Here is a 17367-nt window from a genome sequence, read left to right as displayed (position 1 = left end):
CCCAAACGCCTTAGCGCAGACGAACTGTATTTGGTTTAAATTTAATAGAACCAAAAACCTTTGTCTCATGAGAAAGTCTACACTACTCTTCGCATTAGTGTTGACGGGCGTTGCGTCTATGGCGCAGCAAACCGAATTCTGGACACCCGTCAACGAATCTTCGATCAGCAAGAATCTTTTTACGAAACACATCAGGCCCACTTCATTCCGGCTTTACCGGCTCGATGAGTTAAACATTCAACGCAGTTTGCGGTCTACCCCTTCGGAGAGAAGGGTGAGCGCGGACCTTTCATCTTTTGTATTGACATTGCCTACTGGCAACGGACAGTTTGAACGCTTCAGCGTCGTGACTGCACCGGTGATGGACGCCGCACTGGCGTCGCGTTATCCTGAGATTCAATCCTATGCCGGCAGGGGCATCGATCATCCCACTTCTACTATCCGGTTCGATGTATCGCCGCGCGGGTTTCATGCGATGATCCTTTCCGCCGACCGGCCGACGATCTATATCGACCCGGTAGACCGGCAAGACAAATTCTATGTTGTCTTCTCGCGGCAGGAAGTGGTGGATTACCGCAATGTATTTCAGTGTATGACAGCGGAGAACAACAAAGTAGCTCCACCGGCGGTCAATGTGCCCGGCAATGCATTGCGGGGCGCCGATGATGGCCGGTTGCGCACTTACCGCCTCGCGTTGGCTGCAACGGGAGAGTATTCAACTTACTTCCTCGATGGTACGGAGACTACCGATGCGCAGCGGAAGGCAAAAGTGTTGGCTGCCATGAATACACTGATGACCCGCACCAATGGCATCTATGAACGTGATTTCGGCATCCGCATGAACCTGATCGCCAGCAACGATGCGATCATTTATCTCAATGCATCCACCGATCCATGGACAAGTGAGTACAATACCAAAACACAGCAAACGATCGATGCGGTGATCGGTAACGCAAACTATGATATCGGGCACCTGGTACACCGTGGCTCCAACAACGGCAATGCTGGTTGTATTGGTTGCGTATGCGTGGCAGGCTCTAAGGGAAGTGGCTTTACTTCGCACACCACGCCCGAGGGCGATCCTTTTGTGGTGGATTACTCCACGCATGAGATGGGCCACCAGTTTGGCGCCAACCATACCTTCTCCTTCCAAACGGAAGGTACCGGCGCCAATATGGAGCCGGGTAGCGGCAGTACGATCATGGGGTACGCCGGTATTACCGGTGCAACCACCGATATTCAACCGCACAGCGATGATTATTTCCATGCCAAGAGTGTGGAGCAGGTAACCGATTATGTCAAAGGCACCACCGGCGGTGGTTGTGCGGTGGTAACCATTACCGGGAACACCACACCAGCCGCCAATGCCGGCGCCAACTACACCATTCCCAAATCAACACCGTTTGTGCTGAGTGGTACTGGGTCCGATGCGGATGCCGGCGATGTGCTTACTTATACCTGGGAACAATACGACAATTATGGTTCGGGCTCTTCTACTGTGCCTTCGGCTACGGCTACATCGGGTCCGCAGTTCAGGAGCGTTACCTACGCTACCACCCCATCGCGCAGCTTTCCGGCGCTGGCTTCAGTATTGGGTGGAACCAATACTAATAAATGGGAGGTATTGCCTTCTGTGGCCCGTACGCTCAACTTCCGGTTTACCGTGAGGGATAACCACAGCGGCGGCGGGAATAACAATAGCGATGATATGCAGGTGATCATCTCCGCCGCCGTGGGTCCGTTTGCGGTGACGGCGCCGAATACCGCCCTCACCTGGGCTCCGGGTTCTGCTCAAACGATCACCTGGAGTGTGAACGGCTCCAATGCGGCGCCGGTGAGTTGCGCCAACGTGAAGGTCTCGCTCTCTACCGATGGCGGTACTACCTTCCCTATTGTATTATTGGCCAGTACGCCCAATGATGGCAGTGAATCCATTACAGTTCCGAATAATCTGACCACCACGGCCCGGGTAAAGATCGAAGCGGTCGCCAATATCTTCTACGATATTTCCAATACCAATTTCACCATCAGCGGCACGCCACCCCCTTGTACGGCTCCTGCCGGTTTAACTGCTACGGGCGTTACTACCACTACAGCTACGGTAAGCTGGACGGCCGTGAGCGGCGCCAACAGTTATGATGTGGATTATAAAACTGCTGCCGCTTCTACCTGGACAAATGCAGCCACTGGCTCCACAGGTACATCAGTAAACCTGAGCAGCCTTACTGCTTCTACTACTTACGATTGGCGGGTACGCGCCAACTGCACTTCGGGTAGCAGCACTTACAGCACAGCACAGTTTACCACCACCGGTACTATAACCTGCGCCAATGCGTATGAAGCGAACGAGAATCAGGCGGCGGCAGCACCGGTACCGACCAATACAGCCCTATCTGCTGCTATCGCTACTGCAACGGATAAAGACTGGTATTCTTTCATCATCGGTGGCACCAATAACCTGAGCATCACACTCGGCAGCCTGCGCGGTGATTATGATATCATTCTTTACAATTCGGCAGGTACCGAGCTCGCGCGTTCTGAAAATGGCGGCACAACCAGCGAAACCATTACACGCACTGCTGCTGCCGCAGGCACCTATTATCTGCAGGTGTTTGGCTACAATGGGGCCTTTAACCCATCGATGTGTTATGCCCTGCAGATCAATGCTACGCCTGTTACCGGCTGTTCGAGCTCTTACGATGCTGGCAGCAATAATACCTTTGCCACTGCGGTACAGATCCCGCTCAATACAAATGTGACGGGTTTGATCAGTCCGAGCGCAGATAACGACTATTACAAGTTTACGATCACCGCAGGCGGTACCATTACCGTTACGCTGGGCACCTTGCCGGCCGACTACGATATCCGCCTATTCAACAGTGCCCAAACACAGGTGGGTATTTCGCAGGCAGGTGGCACCAGCAGCGAAACGATTAACTACACTGCCGCTGCCGGAACTTACTACCTGCGTGTATATGGGTACAGCAATGCCAACAATGCCAGCAGTTGTTATACCCTGCGTGTAGCGACCGGTACGGCTACCCGTGGCGATGACCGGTTGATAACCGGTACCCCTAAGTTCCAGGTTTTCCCCAACCCCGTGATCAATACGCTGCAGGTGAAAATTGCCGGCGTAACGGAACGATCGGTGATCAAAGTGCTGGATGTAAATGGAAAGCTGCTGATCACTAAACCGGTACAGGAAGGAAATACGTTACTGGATGTGAAAGGATTTGCCGGTGGCGTGTATATGGTACTGGTGACCGATGCACAAGGGAAGCGTTTGTATCAATATAAATTCATGAAACAATAGCAACTGTCGCGCTTTTCAACAACGAAGCCGAATGGGATTCCATTCGGCTTCTTGCTGTATGATGATCGTATGATCTCTTATTGCTGACCAGCGGGTTGTTGTGCTGGCTGTTGTGCTGGCTGGTCGGCCTTCACGATCTCGAGGATCTCTACTTCGAAGATCAGGGTTGAACCGCCGGGGATAGGACCGTTGTCCATATCGCCATAACCGAGTTCGGAAGGAATGAAGAGTTTCCACTTGCTGCCTACGGGCATCAGTTGGAGGGCTTCTGTCCAGCCACGGATCACGCCACCTACGGGGAAGGTAACGGGCTGACCGTTCTTATAGGAGCTTTCAAACTCATTGCCATCGGTAAAGGAACCTGCATAGTGGCATTTTACCTGGTCGTTGATCGTTGGCTTGGGACCTGTGCCGGTAGTGATCACCTGGTATTGCAAGCCGCTGGGCAGGGTTACCACGCCTTGCTTCGCCTTGTTTTGCTCGAGGTAGGCCTGGCCGGCCTTTTTGGCGCCGGATGACTTTTGGCTGCGGGCTGCCTGCATATGGGTCATGATGCATGCATTGGCCTGTTCTTCATTGAGGGCGGCCTTTCCATTCTTGGAATCGGTGAGCGCTTTGAGCACCAACTGGTTGTTGATGTTGTTGACGCCCTGTTGCTTATAGAAATTGGCAATGCTGAGGCCAATGGCATAGCTGAAGGAGTCTACAGAATTCTTCATCGGTACGGCAGCAGCAACCGCCTTTACGGTTCCGGGCTTTGCACCTGTTTTAGGGGCAGGTTTACCGGCAGCGGGCTTAGTGGTCTGAGCAATCGACGCAGCAGTAGCCACACAGCCCAGTATCAACAAACTTGTTCTTTTCATTCAGATGTTTTTAAGGGCTCAAATGTAGTAAAACCTGCCAGAATATTCCAATGAAAATGGTGGTCGTGCGACCACCATTTAACGATCAATACCAACCGATTGGGCAAGTTGCTCTACGGCGTTCCCTTTCAGGCACGCCTCTATCTATCCGGTATCATACGGCTAATTTTAACACTTATTCCCGGTTGAGCTGGTCGAGCAGGGCTATGGCCTGCTGGTTACCGGGCTGCAGCTGCAATACCTTCTGACAGCAGTCTTTTGCGGCCGGCTTATTCGCTTTTTTCACATAAGCGGTGGCCAGGTATTGCCAGGCGCCAGCTTCTGCGGGGTACAGTATCGTGTTGATGCGCATGGCATCGATGGCACGGTCGGTTTCGCCGGCGATGAGCATGACACGGCCAAAGGAAGCGAGCTCACCCCACTGGCCGATCAGGGGCCGTAACTGCTCGGCCACCTGTTCATGCGCAGCGGGCGTCGACATCCAGCCGGGCGTTTGAAACTGGTTGATCAGGTAGGCGGTACCGGGATATTTCGGTGAATAATTTTTCCCTTCTGTGATAGCGAGCAGGTCTTTTTCGAGAGTAGTCAAGGGTGCCTCCACAATGCGGCCTACTTCTTTGTCGCGATCGAAGACCAGGAGATCGGGCACGCGGAAGATATAGAGGCCGCGTTCTTCATGGGCCGGACTTTGTTTATAGGCCGAGTCGTGGTTATTGACATTGACCAGTTTGATCTGTGCGGGTTTTACGCCACAATAGTCGAGCAGTTTGTACATGCGGGGTACTTCGCGGCGGCTATCGCCACACCAGGTACCCATGAATATGACGAACTGTTTGTTCTTCAGCAGTGGTTTCAATTTGTTGGCTGTGGCACTGTCGATGGTATAATCGGCGTAGGTTTTATTGAACCAGGTATCGAAAGGCGCCTGCGCCAACCTATCACGGCTGGTAGCGCCTAGCAAATTAAGGTTCCCATTGGCATCTTTGTATTCGAGGTTGGCCAGTGTTGGTGACGTATTGCTGGTTGCGTTGCCGGTAGTTTGCGCCGCAGCTTTGCGCTGACAAGCTGTTGTATAGGTAATGAAGGCGATTGCAATAACCGCCATGATAGAAAGTTTCATGATTGTAAGTTTATGTGTATACGCCCTGCCATGCCGCATGCACCTGCGCACAAGCGCATGCGGATGCATCTTGACGAGCGTTCTTCAGTTAATAGTAATTGCTGGTGGTGTAAAGGATCAGGACTGGGGAGGCTGGAATACCGGGATGGTATGATCGGAGGAGATCATGGGTTGATAGAGACTTTGCGCGGTATTGTCGGTATTGACCGTTATGGGTTGCTGGGCGTGAAAGGTGCAGGAGAAATAAACCTCTTCCGCCTTCTCTTTGGCAATCACGAGCGGAGCGCCGGGATGGTCTTCTTCTGCGTGGCTCACCATCTTTTGTTCGCAATCGCAATGGGCGGTAGCAGCCACGATGCGACAATGCCAATAGCTGATCACCTTCCCGTATTGAAGGGTGATAAAAGTGATAAGGCATATCGTGGCGATGAATTTTCGCATGCAGATGCGGTATATTCTATCCGAAAATTAGCTAATAATTGCGGTAAAGGCTAATTTTAGTCATAGCTTTTTAATTATCGTATATGAGCAGTTATGTAAAACCAGTAGAGGTGCGCTGGGCCGATCTCGATCCTAATTTCCATTTGCGTCATTCGGTGTATTATGATTATGGGGCTTATTGCCGCATTGCTTTTCTGGAGGCGCATGGGCTTACGGCAGCTTCGATGGCCCAGTTTCATTTTGGCCCGATCCTGTTTCGCGAGGAATGTGTGTTCAAGAAAGAGATCAGGCTGGGTGATGAAGTGACGATCGACCTGCACCTGACGAAAGCCCGGGAAGATCAATCGCGCTGGAGCATCCGCCATCATATCTACAAAAAAGGCGATATCCTCGCTGCCGTGATCACGGTGGATGGCGCCTGGATCGATACACAGTTGCGTAAACTGGCAGCCCCGCCAGAGCAGATTTTACATGTTTTTAACAACATGCCGCGCGCCGAAGACTTCGAGTGGATTAAATAGAATTTAATGGCTTTTTGCTGGCTGTGCTTAACAACTTTTTATAGAAACCGACGTTACTTTTAGCGAAATAATGTCGCTATGAAAAAAGTAATACTCCCCTTGTTTTTATTGAGTTCGGTAGCGGGCTTTGCCCAGGATACCGGTGGTGGTGGTTTGTTCAAGAAAGCCAGCGGTTTATTGAATAAGGCCAAAGGCGGTTCGCTCAGCAACGACGATATCGTGGCCGGCCTGAAGGAAGCGCTGTCCGTAGGTGCTACCAATGGCGCCAATAAGCTCTCGGCGGTGGACGGCTTCTTTGCCAATGCTGCCATTAAGGTGTTGTTGCCTCCCGAAGCCCAGAAAGTGGAAAAAACATTGCGTGCGGCCGGTATGGGCAAACTGGTGGATGACGCCATTTTGTCGATGAACCGGGCTGCTGAAGATGCTTCCAAATCGGCCGCTCCCATCTTCCTCGATGCGGTTAAGACCATGAGTTTCCAGGATGCGCTGGGTATTTTGAAAGGCAGTGACACGGCAGCTACCGGTTACCTGCGCGGTAAAACGGTACCTGCACTAACGGCGGCCTTCCGCCCGGTGATCGAAGGAGCACTGGAAAAGACAGGCGCTACCCGCCATTGGAAAACGGTGTTTGAGACCTACAATAAACTGCCTACTTCTTTCAATAAGGTAAACCCCGACCTATCGGGTTATGTGACCGAAAAGGCCCTTGGTGGTATGTTCTTCCAGGTTGCCCAGGAAGAGCAGAAGATCCGTAAGGATCCCGCGGCCCGCGTAACTGAAACGTTGAAGAAGGTTTTCGGTTCGTAATAGGCATCAATAGCTGCCGGCCTTTGCTTACCTCAAGCACAAATACGCACGATAATCACTTTATGACATCCCCTTCCAAGGGGATGTTTCTTTTTTAGCCGGCCGGTATCCTTATTTTTGTTGCTTACTCACTGATATAGCCATGTTTGCCGGAACCTTGTCTCTCTATAAGAATGCCTATAGTGGCCTCTCGGCCCATACCTGGTGGCTTTCGTTGATCATGCTGATCAACCGAAGCGGCACTATGGTGCTCCCCTTTATGACCATTTACCTCATCAGTCCGGAAGTGGGCTATAGCATCGGCGATGCGGGCATCGTGATGGGGTTATTTGGATTGGGTGCGGTGGTTGGCGGTTACCTGGGCGGTTGGCTTACGGATAAGATCGGTTTCTTCCGGGTGCAGATGGTGGCCTTGATTGGCGGTGGCTTATTGTTTATCGTACTTGGGCAGATGCATTCCTTCAGCGGTATTTGTATCCTGAGCTTTTTGCTGAGTTTGGTGAACGAATCTTTCAGGCCCGCAAACTCCACGGCGATCGCTTATTATAGTAATGCGGAGAACCGCACGCGTTCTTTCTCCCTCAACCGCCTGGCCATTAACCTGGGTTGGGCTGTGGGCAGTGCCGTTGGCGGCATCATTGCGGCCCACGACTATGAACTGCTGTTTTGGGTGGATGGTTGTACGAATATTGCGGCTGCTCTCCTGATGTGGTATTTGCTGCCGCCTTCGAAAGTGCAGCAGAAGCATTCACCCGCGACCCGCGAGGTGCCCGACCCTGCCCATTCTGCGTATAAGGACAAGGTTTTTCTCTGGTTCATCGTGCTTACTATTCTCTTTGCGGCCTGCTTTTTCCAGATCTTCAATAACCTTACGGCTTACTACAAAAATGTACTTCACTTTTCGGAACAATATATCGGGTTGCTGAATGCCCTGAACGGATTGATCATTACCGTGATCGAGATGGTGCTTGTCTACAAGTTGGAAGGCAAACGCAGTAAGATGTATTATATCACGATCGGTGTGTTACTCTGCGGCCTGTCGTACCTGATGCTGAATGTGTTTCACATGAATGCACTGCTCGCTATCGGCATGATCGTATTGATCACTTTTGGCGAGATACTGGCCATGCCGTTCATGAACTCCTTTTGGATTGCGCGCACGGCCAACCACAACCGTGGTCAGTATGCAGGTCTCTATACCATTGCCTGGTCGGTGGCGCAAACGCTGGGGCCTTTTCTCGGTTCGCAGGTGGCCGACCATGCGGGATGGCCTATGTTGTGGTGGCTGGTGGGTGGCGTATGCCTGCTAAGTTGTGTGGGTTTTGGCATCATGTACCGGAGAGAAGTATCTTTGGCGCATGTCAGCTGATAAATTTGAGATGTTCAGGAACCGGCTTACCAAGGTGTACAAGCATGTTGGCAAGCAGGCCAGGCGCCAGGGTATTACCTGTTACCGGGTGTATGACCATGACCTGCCGGAGTTTCCTTTCTGCATCGAGATCTACGAAGAGAATATTTACCTCGCCGAATACAAACGCCGTCATTCGTTGACGGAAGAAGAACATGAACAGTGGCTGGAAGACTGTATCCAGGTGATCAGTGAGATATTGGAGCTTCCCTCGGATAATGTTTACATCAAACAACGCCAGCGCAAAGCGGGCCGCCTGGGCCAGTACCAGCGGGTAGCGACGGAAGAAGCTTTCTTCGAAGCGAAGGAAGCGGGACTCACTTTCAAAGTGAATTTGTCTGACTACCTCGATACGGGCCTGTTCCTCGACCACCGCATTACGCGCGGGATGGTGCGTGAGGGATGTGCCGGCAAACGGGTGCTCAACCTCTTCTGTTATACGGCTTCCTTTTCGGTATATGCTGCGGCGGGTGGTGCAACTTCCGTTACTTCGGTAGACCTCTCCAAAACCTATTTGAAATGGGGCGAGGACAATATGGAGCTCAACAAGCTGTACGATCCGCAGAAGCATTATTATGTGCATGCAGATGTGAAGCAATACCTCGATACTTTGAAGCCAGGGGCTTTCGACCTGGTGATCATGGATCCGCCTACGTTCAGCAATAGCAAGCGAATGCTTGACTTTCTCGATATCCAGCGCGACCATGTGGAACTGATCAATAAAACCTTGCGCGCTATGAGTGAAGGCGGGGTGTTGTACTTCAGCACCAATTACCGGAAGTTTATATTGGACGCGGAGCAAATACAATCAACTTCCATTAAGGATATTACCAAGGCTACTACGCCCTTCGACTTCCAGGGCAAGCTGCACCGGCAGTGTTTTAAGATTGTGAAGGGGTAGGAAAATGACGAGGGTGTATCGGTCGATACACCCTCGTTCTATTGTAAGGCAATTGCCTTGTTGAGCTGTCTTATCGGCCGGGCATGGTTAAAGGAATATCTCTCTTCAACATGTCGTTGCGGTTGGCCATTTCCCAGGCAGTGAAGAACACCAGCTTGGCACGTTTCGCCATCAGATCATAATTGATCTTATCGGGCGTATCGGTGGGGCGGTGGTAATCGGCATGGGTTCCGTTGAAATAGAAAATGATGGGTACACCTTTGCGTGCGAAATTGAAGTGGTCGCTGCGGTAGTAAATGCGCTCAGGATCGTTGGGTTCGTTGAACTTGTAATCCAGTTCCATCTTCGTGTATTTCTTGTTCATCGCTTCGCTGATGGGGCGCAGATCGGAGCTGAGCTTATCATCGCCTACTACGAATATGTAGTTGGTAGAGTCGCCGATCTTGCGCTTGGGATCGATGCGGCCGATCATGTCGATGTTGAGATCGACAGTGGTTTTATCGAGCGGGTACACCGGATGATCTGAATAATATTCAGATCCCCAGAGTCCTTTTTCTTCACCAGATACGGTCATGAATACAATCGAACGGCGGGGACCTTTTCCGGCTGCTTTTGCTTTTACAAATGCTTCAGCCAGTTCGAGGATGCTCACAGTGCCGGATCCATCATCATCGGCTCCAAAGTTGATGACGCCAGCGGCTGTTTTGCCGATGTGGTCGTAGTGGGCAGTAAGGAACACGTACTCATCTTTCTTATCAGAGCCTTCGAGGAACCCGATCACATTAGAGCTTTCGAGTTTGGTTACTGCTTTATTGAATTCAACAGCTATGTTGGCTGCATAAGTCTTCGCCTGTGGGTTACCGGCTTTCATGGCGTCTTTCGCAGTGGCGTAGTCGGCGCCCATGATGGCTTCGGCCACCTGGTCGGAGATGCCATACAGGTTGGGATAGATGGTTTTGCGGAATCCGCTGATGTACTGGCTACCACGGTTGGAGGCATTGCGGCGGGGGAAGCCTACCTGTACCTGCAATACTGCGATGGCGCCATTCTTTGAAGCGGCCTCCATGATGGGCGACATACCGAAACCACGGCGGGGCGCGCCGGCGGCTTGTGTTGAGGGTGGTGTGCCGGCGAGCACCAATACAACTTTACCTCTTGCATCGATGCCTTTGTAATCGTTGCGGGTAGAATCGCTTATGCCATATCCTACAAACACTACTTCACTTGTCATGAAGGAAGAGCTGTTGGAGCTGGAGAGGTTGGCATAGAAATCAGTAAAGGGCTGGAATTTCTTTCCGTTGATCTCGATGGATGCGCTTACCAATGAATCCTGGTAAACGGGATAGGGCTGCTGCCAGGCGCCGTTGTAGCCGGGTGCGAGGCCAAGTTGTTTAAAATAGTTCTCAATGTAAGCGGCAGCTTTGCGCTGACCTTCGGTAGCGGTTTCGCGGCCTTCCATTTCGGGCCCTGCAACAATGTACAGGTGCTTTTTCAGCTCCTCAGCCGAGATGCTGTTGGCGTAGGGAACAGGGTTGGCGATCTTCTGGGCCATCATTCCCAGTGGTGCCGCCAAAGCCATTGCCAGGCATAGTTTTCTCATTAAAATGTATGTTTTTTGTTTTAGGAGGTCAAATGTAAGGCAAGCGACATGGATTTATTTGCCATTGGTGGAAAAAGAACGCACGCCGGTGGCCGGCGTGCGTTCTTTTTATAGGCGGGAGGACTTTAGCCCTCTATCTCACTGAGTTCAAGCCAACGCAGCTCTTTTTCATCGAGCAGGGCGGTGATCTCACCGATGCGGTTGGCGAGTTTTTGCAGTTCTTCGAAGGGTAGACTGCCGCTGTTGAGCTTCTCGTTCACCTCCACCTTTTCCTTTTCGAGGCTGGCGATCTCCTGTTGCAGCGTTTCAAACTCACGTTTTTCCTTGAAGGAGAACTTCTTTTTTTCCACGGGCTTGCTGGAAGCCTGCTCTGCTGCGGCCGGGCTTTTAGCTTCCTGCCTGGCTGATTGTGTCTTTTCTTCCTTTTCCTTTTCGGCTATGCGGTATTGCGAATAGTTGCCGGGGAAATCGCTGATAACGCCATCGCCTTCAAACACGAAGAGGTGGTCGACGAGGCGATCCATGAAATAGCGGTCGTGCGATACGATGAGCAGACATCCCTGGAAATCGTTGAGGAAGTTCTCCAACACCGCCAGCGTTTGCAGGTCGAGGTCGTTGGTAGGCTCATCGAGCACCAGGAAGTTGGGGTTGCGGAACAATATCGACAACAAGTGCAGGCGGCGTTTTTCGCCCCCGCTCAACTTTGATATATACGTGTATTGCTGCTCGGCCGGGAACAGGAACAGTTCGAGGAACTGGGCCGCACTGAGCGATCCGCCGCTGGCGAGGGGGAAACTTTCTGCAATATTCTTGACGTATTCAATGACCCGGACATCTTCTTTGATGTGTAGGCCCTGCTGCGAATAGTTGCCGAAGATGACGGTGTCGCCAATGTTGATCTTGCCACTATCCGGCTGGTCGATGCCCTGGAGTATATTAATAAAGGTGGATTTCCCTACGCCATTCTTTCCTACAACCCCTACCCTTTCGCCTTTTTTGAAGGTGTAGTCGAAGCCCTTCATGATGGTCTTCTCTCCAAAACTCTTGTACACTTTCTTCAACTCGATGATCTTACCGCCGAGGCGGCTCATTTTTACATCGAGCTGGAGTTTCTGGTCTTCGATGCGTTGTTTGGCTTTGGACTCCACTACATAAAAAGCATCCTGCCGGCTCTTGGATTTGGTGGTACGCGCTTTGGGTTGCTTGCGCATCCATTCCAGTTCGCGGCGGTAGGTATTGCGGGCTTTATCGATGGTAGCTGCTTCGCTTTCCATGCGGGCGGCCTTTTTCTCGAGGTAATTCTCGTAATCGCCTTTGTACACGACGAGGCTGCTGCGGTCCATTTCCCAGATCTCTTCGCATACATTGTCGAGGAAGTAGCGGTCGTGGGTAACGAGCAGCAGGGTTACGTGTTGCTGGTTGAGGTAGTATTCGAGCCACTCTACCATCTCTACATCGAGGTGGTTGGTGGGCTCATCCATGATGAGCAATACGTGCTTGTGCTCGAACCCGATATCGATGAGGGTTTTGGCGAGGGCCACGCGTTTGCGCTGGCCGCCCGAAAGCGTGCCGGTGGGCTGGTTGAGGTGGTGGATATTGAGCTTGCCGAGGATCTGCTTCACCTTGGCATCGAAATCCCAGGCACCCAGTTCATCCATCTTTACGATCGCATCACTCACCTGTTCGGGCGTTCCATCCTCATTCACGGCTTCATAAGCTTTAATTGCGTTAATTACCGGGTGGTTGTGGTGGAAGATATTGTCGAGCACAGAAAGGTGTTCCTGGAAGGTAGGTTCCTGATCGAAAAGGGCTACGGTAACCTCTTTGTTGACCCAAACTTTACCGTCTTCGGCGGTTTCGGTACCGGCGAGGATCTTAAGCAGGGTCGATTTACCAGAGCCGTTCCTGGCTACCAGCGCTATTTTATCGCCTTCTTCTACATGGAATGAGATGTTCTCGAAAAGTGGTTTTACCCCGTACGACTTGGAAAGTCCCTCTACAGAAACGTAATGCATGGCGCAAAGATAAGGGAATGCGGGGGCAAGGAAGTGGGGCGGTTGGGGAGCAAAATAACATCGGTGTCAGGTTGACGTGGACAAACCGGTGTTACCCCATAGAATGATTTTTTACTGTGAAATCGATGATCGGTATGGAATAGAAGTAAATTTTTCGCAATATTGTATTTCATAGCCTGTTAGCATGAAAAATCCTATGCCCTCCTCTGTAAAACTCTCACTGGCCTTCCTTGTATTCGGCACTGCCTGGATATTGTTTTCCGATTCAATAGCCTGGTCCATCAGCGACCATGATCCCGTTGTATACAATAACATACAGCGCTATAAGGGTATTGCCTTTATGGTACTGGGCGCCGGGCTGATCTATTATATCAGCCACCGGTATTACGCCAAGGTGCAAAAAGCGCGTAAACAGGAGCAGGAGATACTGGAGCGGTATCAACTCCTGGGCATGGCTACGAATGATGCGGTGTGGGATTATAACATTCAGACCAAACAATGCTATACCAACCGGGCTTTGCAGGAGATGTTCGGATATACGGAAGATGAGTTGCAGGATAATTACCACTGGTGGACCAACAACCTGCATCCGGAAGACAAGGAAAGGGTACTCGATACCATCGATGCCAAGCTGGATACCGGCGGTACCGTATGGCAGGATGAATACCGCTTCCGTTGCAAGAACGGCGATTTCAAAACCATCTTCGACCGGGGGTTTATCATGCGTAACGCTGCGGGGCAACCTTACCGGTTGATCGGCGCTATGCAGGATGTAACCGAGCAAAGGCTGTTGCAGGACACATTAATCGAAGCGCAAACCAGGCATAAAGACGAACTGGCGCGTAGTGTATTGCAGGCGGAGGAAGCGGAGCGCAAGAAACTGGGTGAGGAACTGCACGACAATATCAATCAACTACTGGGCGTCGTAAAGCTTTATATACAACATGCTTTGGTGAACCCGGCTGTGCGGGAAGAGCTTTTGCATAAGTGCGCGAGTTATATCACCCAAACCATCGAAGAGATCAGGAGTTTGTCGCGTTCGCTGCTACCGCCAGCTTTGAATGAACAGAGTTTACTGGAGAGCTTGTATCAACTGATCGAGGATATCAGCCATGCCCGCGAGATCGAATTTCATGTGCGCCATGCGGGTTTTGATGAAAGCCAGGTGCCCGAGAACCGGCGGCTGGTGCTGTACCGTATCATCCAGGAGCAACTGAACAACGTATTAAAGCATTCAAATGCGGCGGGCGTAATCATCGACCTGAAGCCCAGTGACGGACATACTTTGCTGACCATTCGTGATGACGGTGTAGGATTTGATGTTTCGGAAGTGAGGCCGGGTATGGGCCTCAACAATATCCGCAACCGGATCGAGGTGTTCAATGGCGATATGGAGATCATTTCGGCACCTGGTGAGGGCTGTACGCTGAAGGTGAAGGTGTAGGGATCGGATGCAGCGTTTTGACTACGGGGCGGGTTTCCGCGGCGGATGTAGGTTTTGATGGCGGAAATGTAGGTATCTTTAAGAGAGAATAACACTGCATGTTAGCCTACATTTATCTTATCGCTCTTTGGTTGTTGTTTGGCAGTACGCACAGCCTGTTTGCCGCCGGCTGGTGGAAGCGCAGGGTGCAACAGATAAGCGGTCGTTTCTTTCCTTTTTATCGTCTCTCCTACTCTTTGTTTTCCTTCTTTATTTTATTGGTTATTGTCTGGTACGAGTGGCAGCTGCCAACCGTCTGGTTGTGGCGGCCGGGGATCGTGTGGCAATTGATAGCAGGTGTGGCTGCGCTTGGTGGCCTTGCGATCATGCTCATTTGCATTTGGCGATACTTCTTCTACCTCAGCGGCATCGATGTATTGTTTCCGAGGCGAGAAGAGTCTATGGGCCTGACGACGGACGGACTGAACCGTTATGTGCGGCATCCGTTGTATGCGGGTACGTTGCTGACCGTGTGGTCGTGCTGGTTGATCTGGCCGGAGCTTGGGTATCTCATTTCCTGTTGTATGATTACGCTGTATACTTTTATTGGCACGGTGTGGGAAGAGCGGAAGCTGCGTGCCGAGTTTGGCGAAGCGTACCGGGCGTATCAGCAAAAGGTGCCGATGCTGATGCCGTTTAAATGGTAAAGCAAAAGGCTGCTCTCTACTTTGCAGCAAAGAACAGCCCTTATTTATTTTACGCTGTTGCGGTATTATCTGCCGTACACAGACTCCCAGTTCATCATACCGCCTACGAGGTTCTTGGTATTCTTGAAGCCGAGGGTTTCGAGGATCATGGCGGCTTGTCCGCTCCGGTTGCCGCTGCGGCAGTAGACGATCACTTCCTCTTCCTGCAGGCTTTCGAGTTCATCGACCTGCATGGTCTGTATTTTTCCGAGCGGAAATAATTTACCACCGATGTTGAAGTCAGCATGTTCATGCGGCTCGCGCACATCTACCAGGTTCAGTTTTTCTCCCGCATCGAGTCGTGCTTTTACTTCTTCAGCTGTTATGTTCTGCATATAATAGTTATTGATGGTTTACTCTGGTTGTTCCGGCTGCGCTGGTATGGCGGTGGAATCGCGTACCGGGCGCTGTGCCTGGAGGCGTACGTTGATCGATTGTCCCTGGCGGATCATGTTGATGCGGCCATCGGGCAATATGGATTCGGGTTGTTGGGTGTAGATGTACGCGTTGGTACTGTCGGCCACTCCCTGTTCGAAGGCGGTGGCGCCGAGGGTGAGTCCATAAGATTCCAGCAGCACCCTGGCTTCGGTGTAGGTTTTGCCAAAGAGATCGGGTACCGGCAGCTCTTCATTACCCAGTCCGCTCGCCAGCACCAGCGTGATGCCGCTTCCCATGGGAAGGCGGGTACCGGGCCTGATGCGTTTGCCTTTATAGTGTTGCTCCAATACGGAGTTTTTGGCGAAGTTGGGCACATAGGTGGTATCCTCGAGGCGCAGGTTGTATTGCTTGAGCGCGATCTCTGCGCTGCGGAAGGTGAGTCCTTCGAGGTTGGGCATTTCGATATCGGGGGCTACTGCCCTGTTGATGGTTAGGTACACGGTACGGTTCACCTTTACCACTTCTTCCCCATCGGGAAACTGGCGTAATACGGAAAGCGGTTTTGCGGTATCGTTGTAGATAGAGTCCTGTATCTGTACATCGAAGCCTTGTGCTTCGAGGATCTTCTTTGCATCCTCATAGGATTTACCGGTTACGGAGGGTATTACTACTGTAGTTCCGTGACGGGTGATGAGGTTGAGTGATTGCAGGAAAAGGAACAGCAACAGGAACACCAATATCAGCGCAAACAGGATGTTCTGCCATAGAGGTCGACTGGTGATGAATTTGAACACGTTGTTGGATTTCGATTTAAGATTGTTGGTTATTTGCTTTTACCCCTGTCTAATGCGTCTTCGATGAGCGACGAGTAGAAATCTTTGAGGGTCCATCCCATCACCTTTACCTGTTGGGGTACGATGCTGGCCTCGCTTTGGCCGGGCACGGTATTGATCTCCAGGATATAGGGTGCATTTTTAGCTTCGTTGTAAATGAAATCGATGCGTACCACACCGCGGCAGTTAAAGATCTCGTACACTTTGCGGGCCGTTTTACGGATGGTATCGGCGATGCTTTCATCGACCTGGGCGGGCGTTGTTTCGGTGCTTTTGCCCTGGTATTTGGCTTCGTAATCGAAGAAGTCCTTATCGGTAGCAACTTCGGTGATGGGCAATACGATGATGCCTTCGGTTGTTTTGAAAACACCTACTGTGAATTCACGGCCGGAGATATATTCTTCGATGAGCAGCTGATCGTCTTCCTTAAAGGCTTTTTCGAGGGCTGCTGCGAGTTCGTCTGCTTTGTGCACTTTGCTCATACCGATGCTGGATCCGCCGTTGTTGGGTTTTACGAACACCGGCAGGCTCACCTGTTTCAAAATCTCGGCCGGAGTGAGTGGCGTATGCTTAAATATATGCAAAGATTTGGCCACATGAATACCTGCGAAGGCGGCGACGGCCACGGTATAGCGCTTGTTGAAGGTGATGGCGGAGGTAGCGGCATCGCAGGAGGTATAGGGCAGGTTGAGGAGGTCGAAGTAGCCCTGCAGTTTACCGTCTTCGCCGGGGGTGCCGTGAATGCCGATGAGGACGGCATCGAAAGTGACCTTGCGACCATCGGCAGAAATGGAGAAATCGCTGCGGTCGACGGCTATTTTGCGGCCGGTAGTGGTTTCGTACCACCAGCCTTCGGGGGTGATATCTATTTTAAAGACTTCGTATTTGCTGGTATCGATGTTGTTTTCAATAGTAACCGCACTTTTATAGGAAATGACGGATTCGGTTGAGTATCCACCGGTGACAAAGGCAATAACAGGCTTCATTGATCTATTTGG

Annotated in this window: 15 protein-coding genes; 7 read left to right on the top strand and 8 right to left on the bottom strand. The window is 51.4% G+C overall.

Annotation, left to right across the window (positions count from 1 at the left end; genetic code table 11):
- Positions 1-67: 67 nt before the first annotated feature.
- Positions 68-3313, top strand: coding sequence for a reprolysin-like metallopeptidase (locus P2H89_RS16245; RefSeq protein ID WP_275828650.1), 3246 nt, complete (start codon positions 68-70; stop codon positions 3311-3313).
- A gap of 77 nt (positions 3314-3390) precedes the next feature.
- On the opposite strand, the gene P2H89_RS16240 is transcribed toward P2H89_RS16245, so the two are convergent.
- The 3 genes from P2H89_RS16240 to P2H89_RS16230 all read right to left on the bottom strand — a co-directional run bounded on the left by P2H89_RS16240 (position 3391) and on the right by P2H89_RS16230 (position 5737).
- Entirely contained in the window at positions 3391-4176 is a 786-nt protein-coding gene (locus tag P2H89_RS16240) for an FKBP-type peptidyl-prolyl cis-trans isomerase (RefSeq protein WP_275828648.1), read from the bottom strand.
- 175 nt (positions 4177-4351) lie between these two features.
- Positions 4352-5296, bottom strand: coding sequence for a hypothetical protein (locus tag P2H89_RS16235; protein WP_275828646.1), 945 nt, complete (start codon positions 5294-5296; stop codon positions 4352-4354).
- 117 nt (positions 5297-5413) lie between these two features.
- Positions 5414-5737 (bottom strand): hypothetical protein, encoded by a 324-nt coding sequence (locus P2H89_RS16230; protein ID WP_275828644.1) that lies wholly within the window; start codon positions 5735-5737, stop codon positions 5414-5416.
- A gap of 83 nt (positions 5738-5820) precedes the next feature.
- Between P2H89_RS16230 and P2H89_RS16225 the strand changes: the two genes are divergently transcribed.
- The 4 genes from P2H89_RS16225 (at position 5821) to P2H89_RS16210 (ending at position 9374) form a co-directional block, all read left to right on the top strand.
- Entirely contained in the window at positions 5821-6258 is a 438-nt protein-coding gene (locus tag P2H89_RS16225; protein ID WP_275828642.1) for an acyl-CoA thioesterase, read from the top strand.
- Positions 6259-6336: 78 nt separating this feature from the next.
- The gene (locus tag P2H89_RS16220; protein WP_275828640.1) at positions 6337-7065 is read left to right on the top strand and encodes a DUF4197 domain-containing protein; all 729 of its coding nucleotides are present in this window, start codon (positions 6337-6339) and stop codon (positions 7063-7065) included.
- A 142-nt stretch (positions 7066-7207) separates the two neighbouring features.
- Positions 7208-8434 (top strand): MFS transporter, encoded by a 1227-nt coding sequence (locus P2H89_RS16215; RefSeq protein WP_275828638.1) that lies wholly within the window; start codon positions 7208-7210, stop codon positions 8432-8434.
- Positions 8424-9374, top strand: a complete 951-nt coding sequence (locus P2H89_RS16210; RefSeq protein WP_275828636.1) for a class I SAM-dependent methyltransferase — start codon at positions 8424-8426, stop codon at positions 9372-9374. Before P2H89_RS16215 ends, P2H89_RS16210 begins: the two co-directional genes overlap by 11 nt.
- A gap of 70 nt (positions 9375-9444) precedes the next feature.
- On the opposite strand, the gene P2H89_RS16205 is transcribed toward P2H89_RS16210, so the two are convergent.
- Both P2H89_RS16205 and P2H89_RS16200 read right to left on the bottom strand, forming a co-directional pair.
- Entirely contained in the window at positions 9445-10974 is a 1530-nt protein-coding gene (locus tag P2H89_RS16205; protein WP_275828634.1) for a M28 family peptidase, read from the bottom strand.
- Between the two features lie 125 nt (positions 10975-11099).
- The gene (locus tag P2H89_RS16200) at positions 11100-12989 is read right to left on the bottom strand and encodes an ABC-F family ATP-binding cassette domain-containing protein (protein WP_275828632.1); all 1890 of its coding nucleotides are present in this window, start codon (positions 12987-12989) and stop codon (positions 11100-11102) included.
- 184 nt (positions 12990-13173) lie between these two features.
- Here P2H89_RS16200 and P2H89_RS16195 point away from each other — a divergent pair, with 184 nt between their 5' ends.
- Positions 13174-14433, top strand: coding sequence for a PAS domain-containing protein (locus P2H89_RS16195; RefSeq protein ID WP_275828630.1), 1260 nt, complete (start codon positions 13174-13176; stop codon positions 14431-14433).
- Positions 14434-14531: 98 nt separating this feature from the next.
- Positions 14532-15119 carry an NnrU family protein gene (locus P2H89_RS16190; protein WP_275828628.1) on the top strand — a complete coding sequence of 196 codons (588 nt, stop codon included), beginning with the start codon at positions 14532-14534 and terminating at the stop codon, positions 15117-15119.
- A gap of 65 nt (positions 15120-15184) precedes the next feature.
- Here P2H89_RS16190 and P2H89_RS16185 read toward each other — a convergent pair whose 3' ends face one another.
- Genes P2H89_RS16185 through P2H89_RS16175 form a run of 3 tightly spaced genes read right to left on the bottom strand, consistent with a single transcriptional unit; the run spans position 15185 to position 17355 of the window.
- Positions 15185-15493 (bottom strand): rhodanese-like domain-containing protein, encoded by a 309-nt coding sequence (locus P2H89_RS16185; RefSeq protein ID WP_275828626.1) that lies wholly within the window; start codon positions 15491-15493, stop codon positions 15185-15187.
- Between the two features lie 18 nt (positions 15494-15511).
- A complete protein-coding gene (locus tag P2H89_RS16180) occupies positions 15512-16330 on the bottom strand; it encodes a PASTA domain-containing protein (protein ID WP_275828624.1) in 819 nt (272 codons plus the stop codon).
- A 29-nt stretch (positions 16331-16359) separates the two neighbouring features.
- On the bottom strand, positions 16360-17355 hold the full coding sequence (locus P2H89_RS16175; RefSeq protein ID WP_275828622.1) for a D-alanine--D-alanine ligase: 996 nt from the start codon (positions 17353-17355) through the stop codon (positions 16360-16362).
- Positions 17356-17367: the final 12 nt, after the last annotated feature.

The sequence above is a fragment of the Paraflavitalea sp. CAU 1676 genome (assembly GCF_029223285.1).
Taxonomy (GTDB): domain Bacteria; phylum Bacteroidota; class Bacteroidia; order Chitinophagales; family Chitinophagaceae; genus Paraflavitalea.
This window is presented reverse-complemented; position numbering and strand designations above follow the sequence as displayed.

What these genes read in the sequence shown, in the direction of transcription:
- P2H89_RS16230 (WP_275828644.1), bottom strand. Translation starts at nt 5,737, where the DNA reads ATGCGAAAATTCATCGCCACGATATGCCTTATCACTTTTATCACCCTT.
- P2H89_RS16205 (WP_275828634.1), bottom strand. Translation starts at nt 10,974, where the DNA reads ATGAGAAAACTATGCCTGGCAATGGCTTTGGCGGCACCACTGGGAATG.
- P2H89_RS16195 (WP_275828630.1), top strand. Translation starts at nt 13,174, where the DNA reads ATGAAAAATCCTATGCCCTCCTCTGTAAAACTCTCACTGGCCTTCCTT.
- P2H89_RS16220 (WP_275828640.1), top strand. Translation starts at nt 6,337, where the DNA reads ATGAAAAAAGTAATACTCCCCTTGTTTTTATTGAGTTCGGTAGCGGGC.
- P2H89_RS16200 (WP_275828632.1), bottom strand. Translation starts at nt 12,989, where the DNA reads ATGCATTACGTTTCTGTAGAGGGACTTTCCAAGTCGTACGGGGTAAAA.
- P2H89_RS16235 (WP_275828646.1), bottom strand. Translation starts at nt 5,296, where the DNA reads ATGAAACTTTCTATCATGGCGGTTATTGCAATCGCCTTCATTACCTAT.
- P2H89_RS16210 (WP_275828636.1), top strand. Translation starts at nt 8,424, where the DNA reads ATGTCAGCTGATAAATTTGAGATGTTCAGGAACCGGCTTACCAAGGTG.
- P2H89_RS16185 (WP_275828626.1), bottom strand. Translation starts at nt 15,493, where the DNA reads ATGCAGAACATAACAGCTGAAGAAGTAAAAGCACGACTCGATGCGGGA.
- P2H89_RS16190 (WP_275828628.1), top strand. Translation starts at nt 14,532, where the DNA reads ATGTTAGCCTACATTTATCTTATCGCTCTTTGGTTGTTGTTTGGCAGT.
- P2H89_RS16215 (WP_275828638.1), top strand. Translation starts at nt 7,208, where the DNA reads ATGTTTGCCGGAACCTTGTCTCTCTATAAGAATGCCTATAGTGGCCTC.
- P2H89_RS16240 (WP_275828648.1), bottom strand. Translation starts at nt 4,176, where the DNA reads ATGAAAAGAACAAGTTTGTTGATACTGGGCTGTGTGGCTACTGCTGCG.
- P2H89_RS16225 (WP_275828642.1), top strand. Translation starts at nt 5,821, where the DNA reads ATGAGCAGTTATGTAAAACCAGTAGAGGTGCGCTGGGCCGATCTCGAT.
- P2H89_RS16245 (WP_275828650.1), top strand. Translation starts at nt 68, where the DNA reads ATGAGAAAGTCTACACTACTCTTCGCATTAGTGTTGACGGGCGTTGCG.
- P2H89_RS16175 (WP_275828622.1), bottom strand. Translation starts at nt 17,355, where the DNA reads ATGAAGCCTGTTATTGCCTTTGTCACCGGTGGATACTCAACCGAATCC.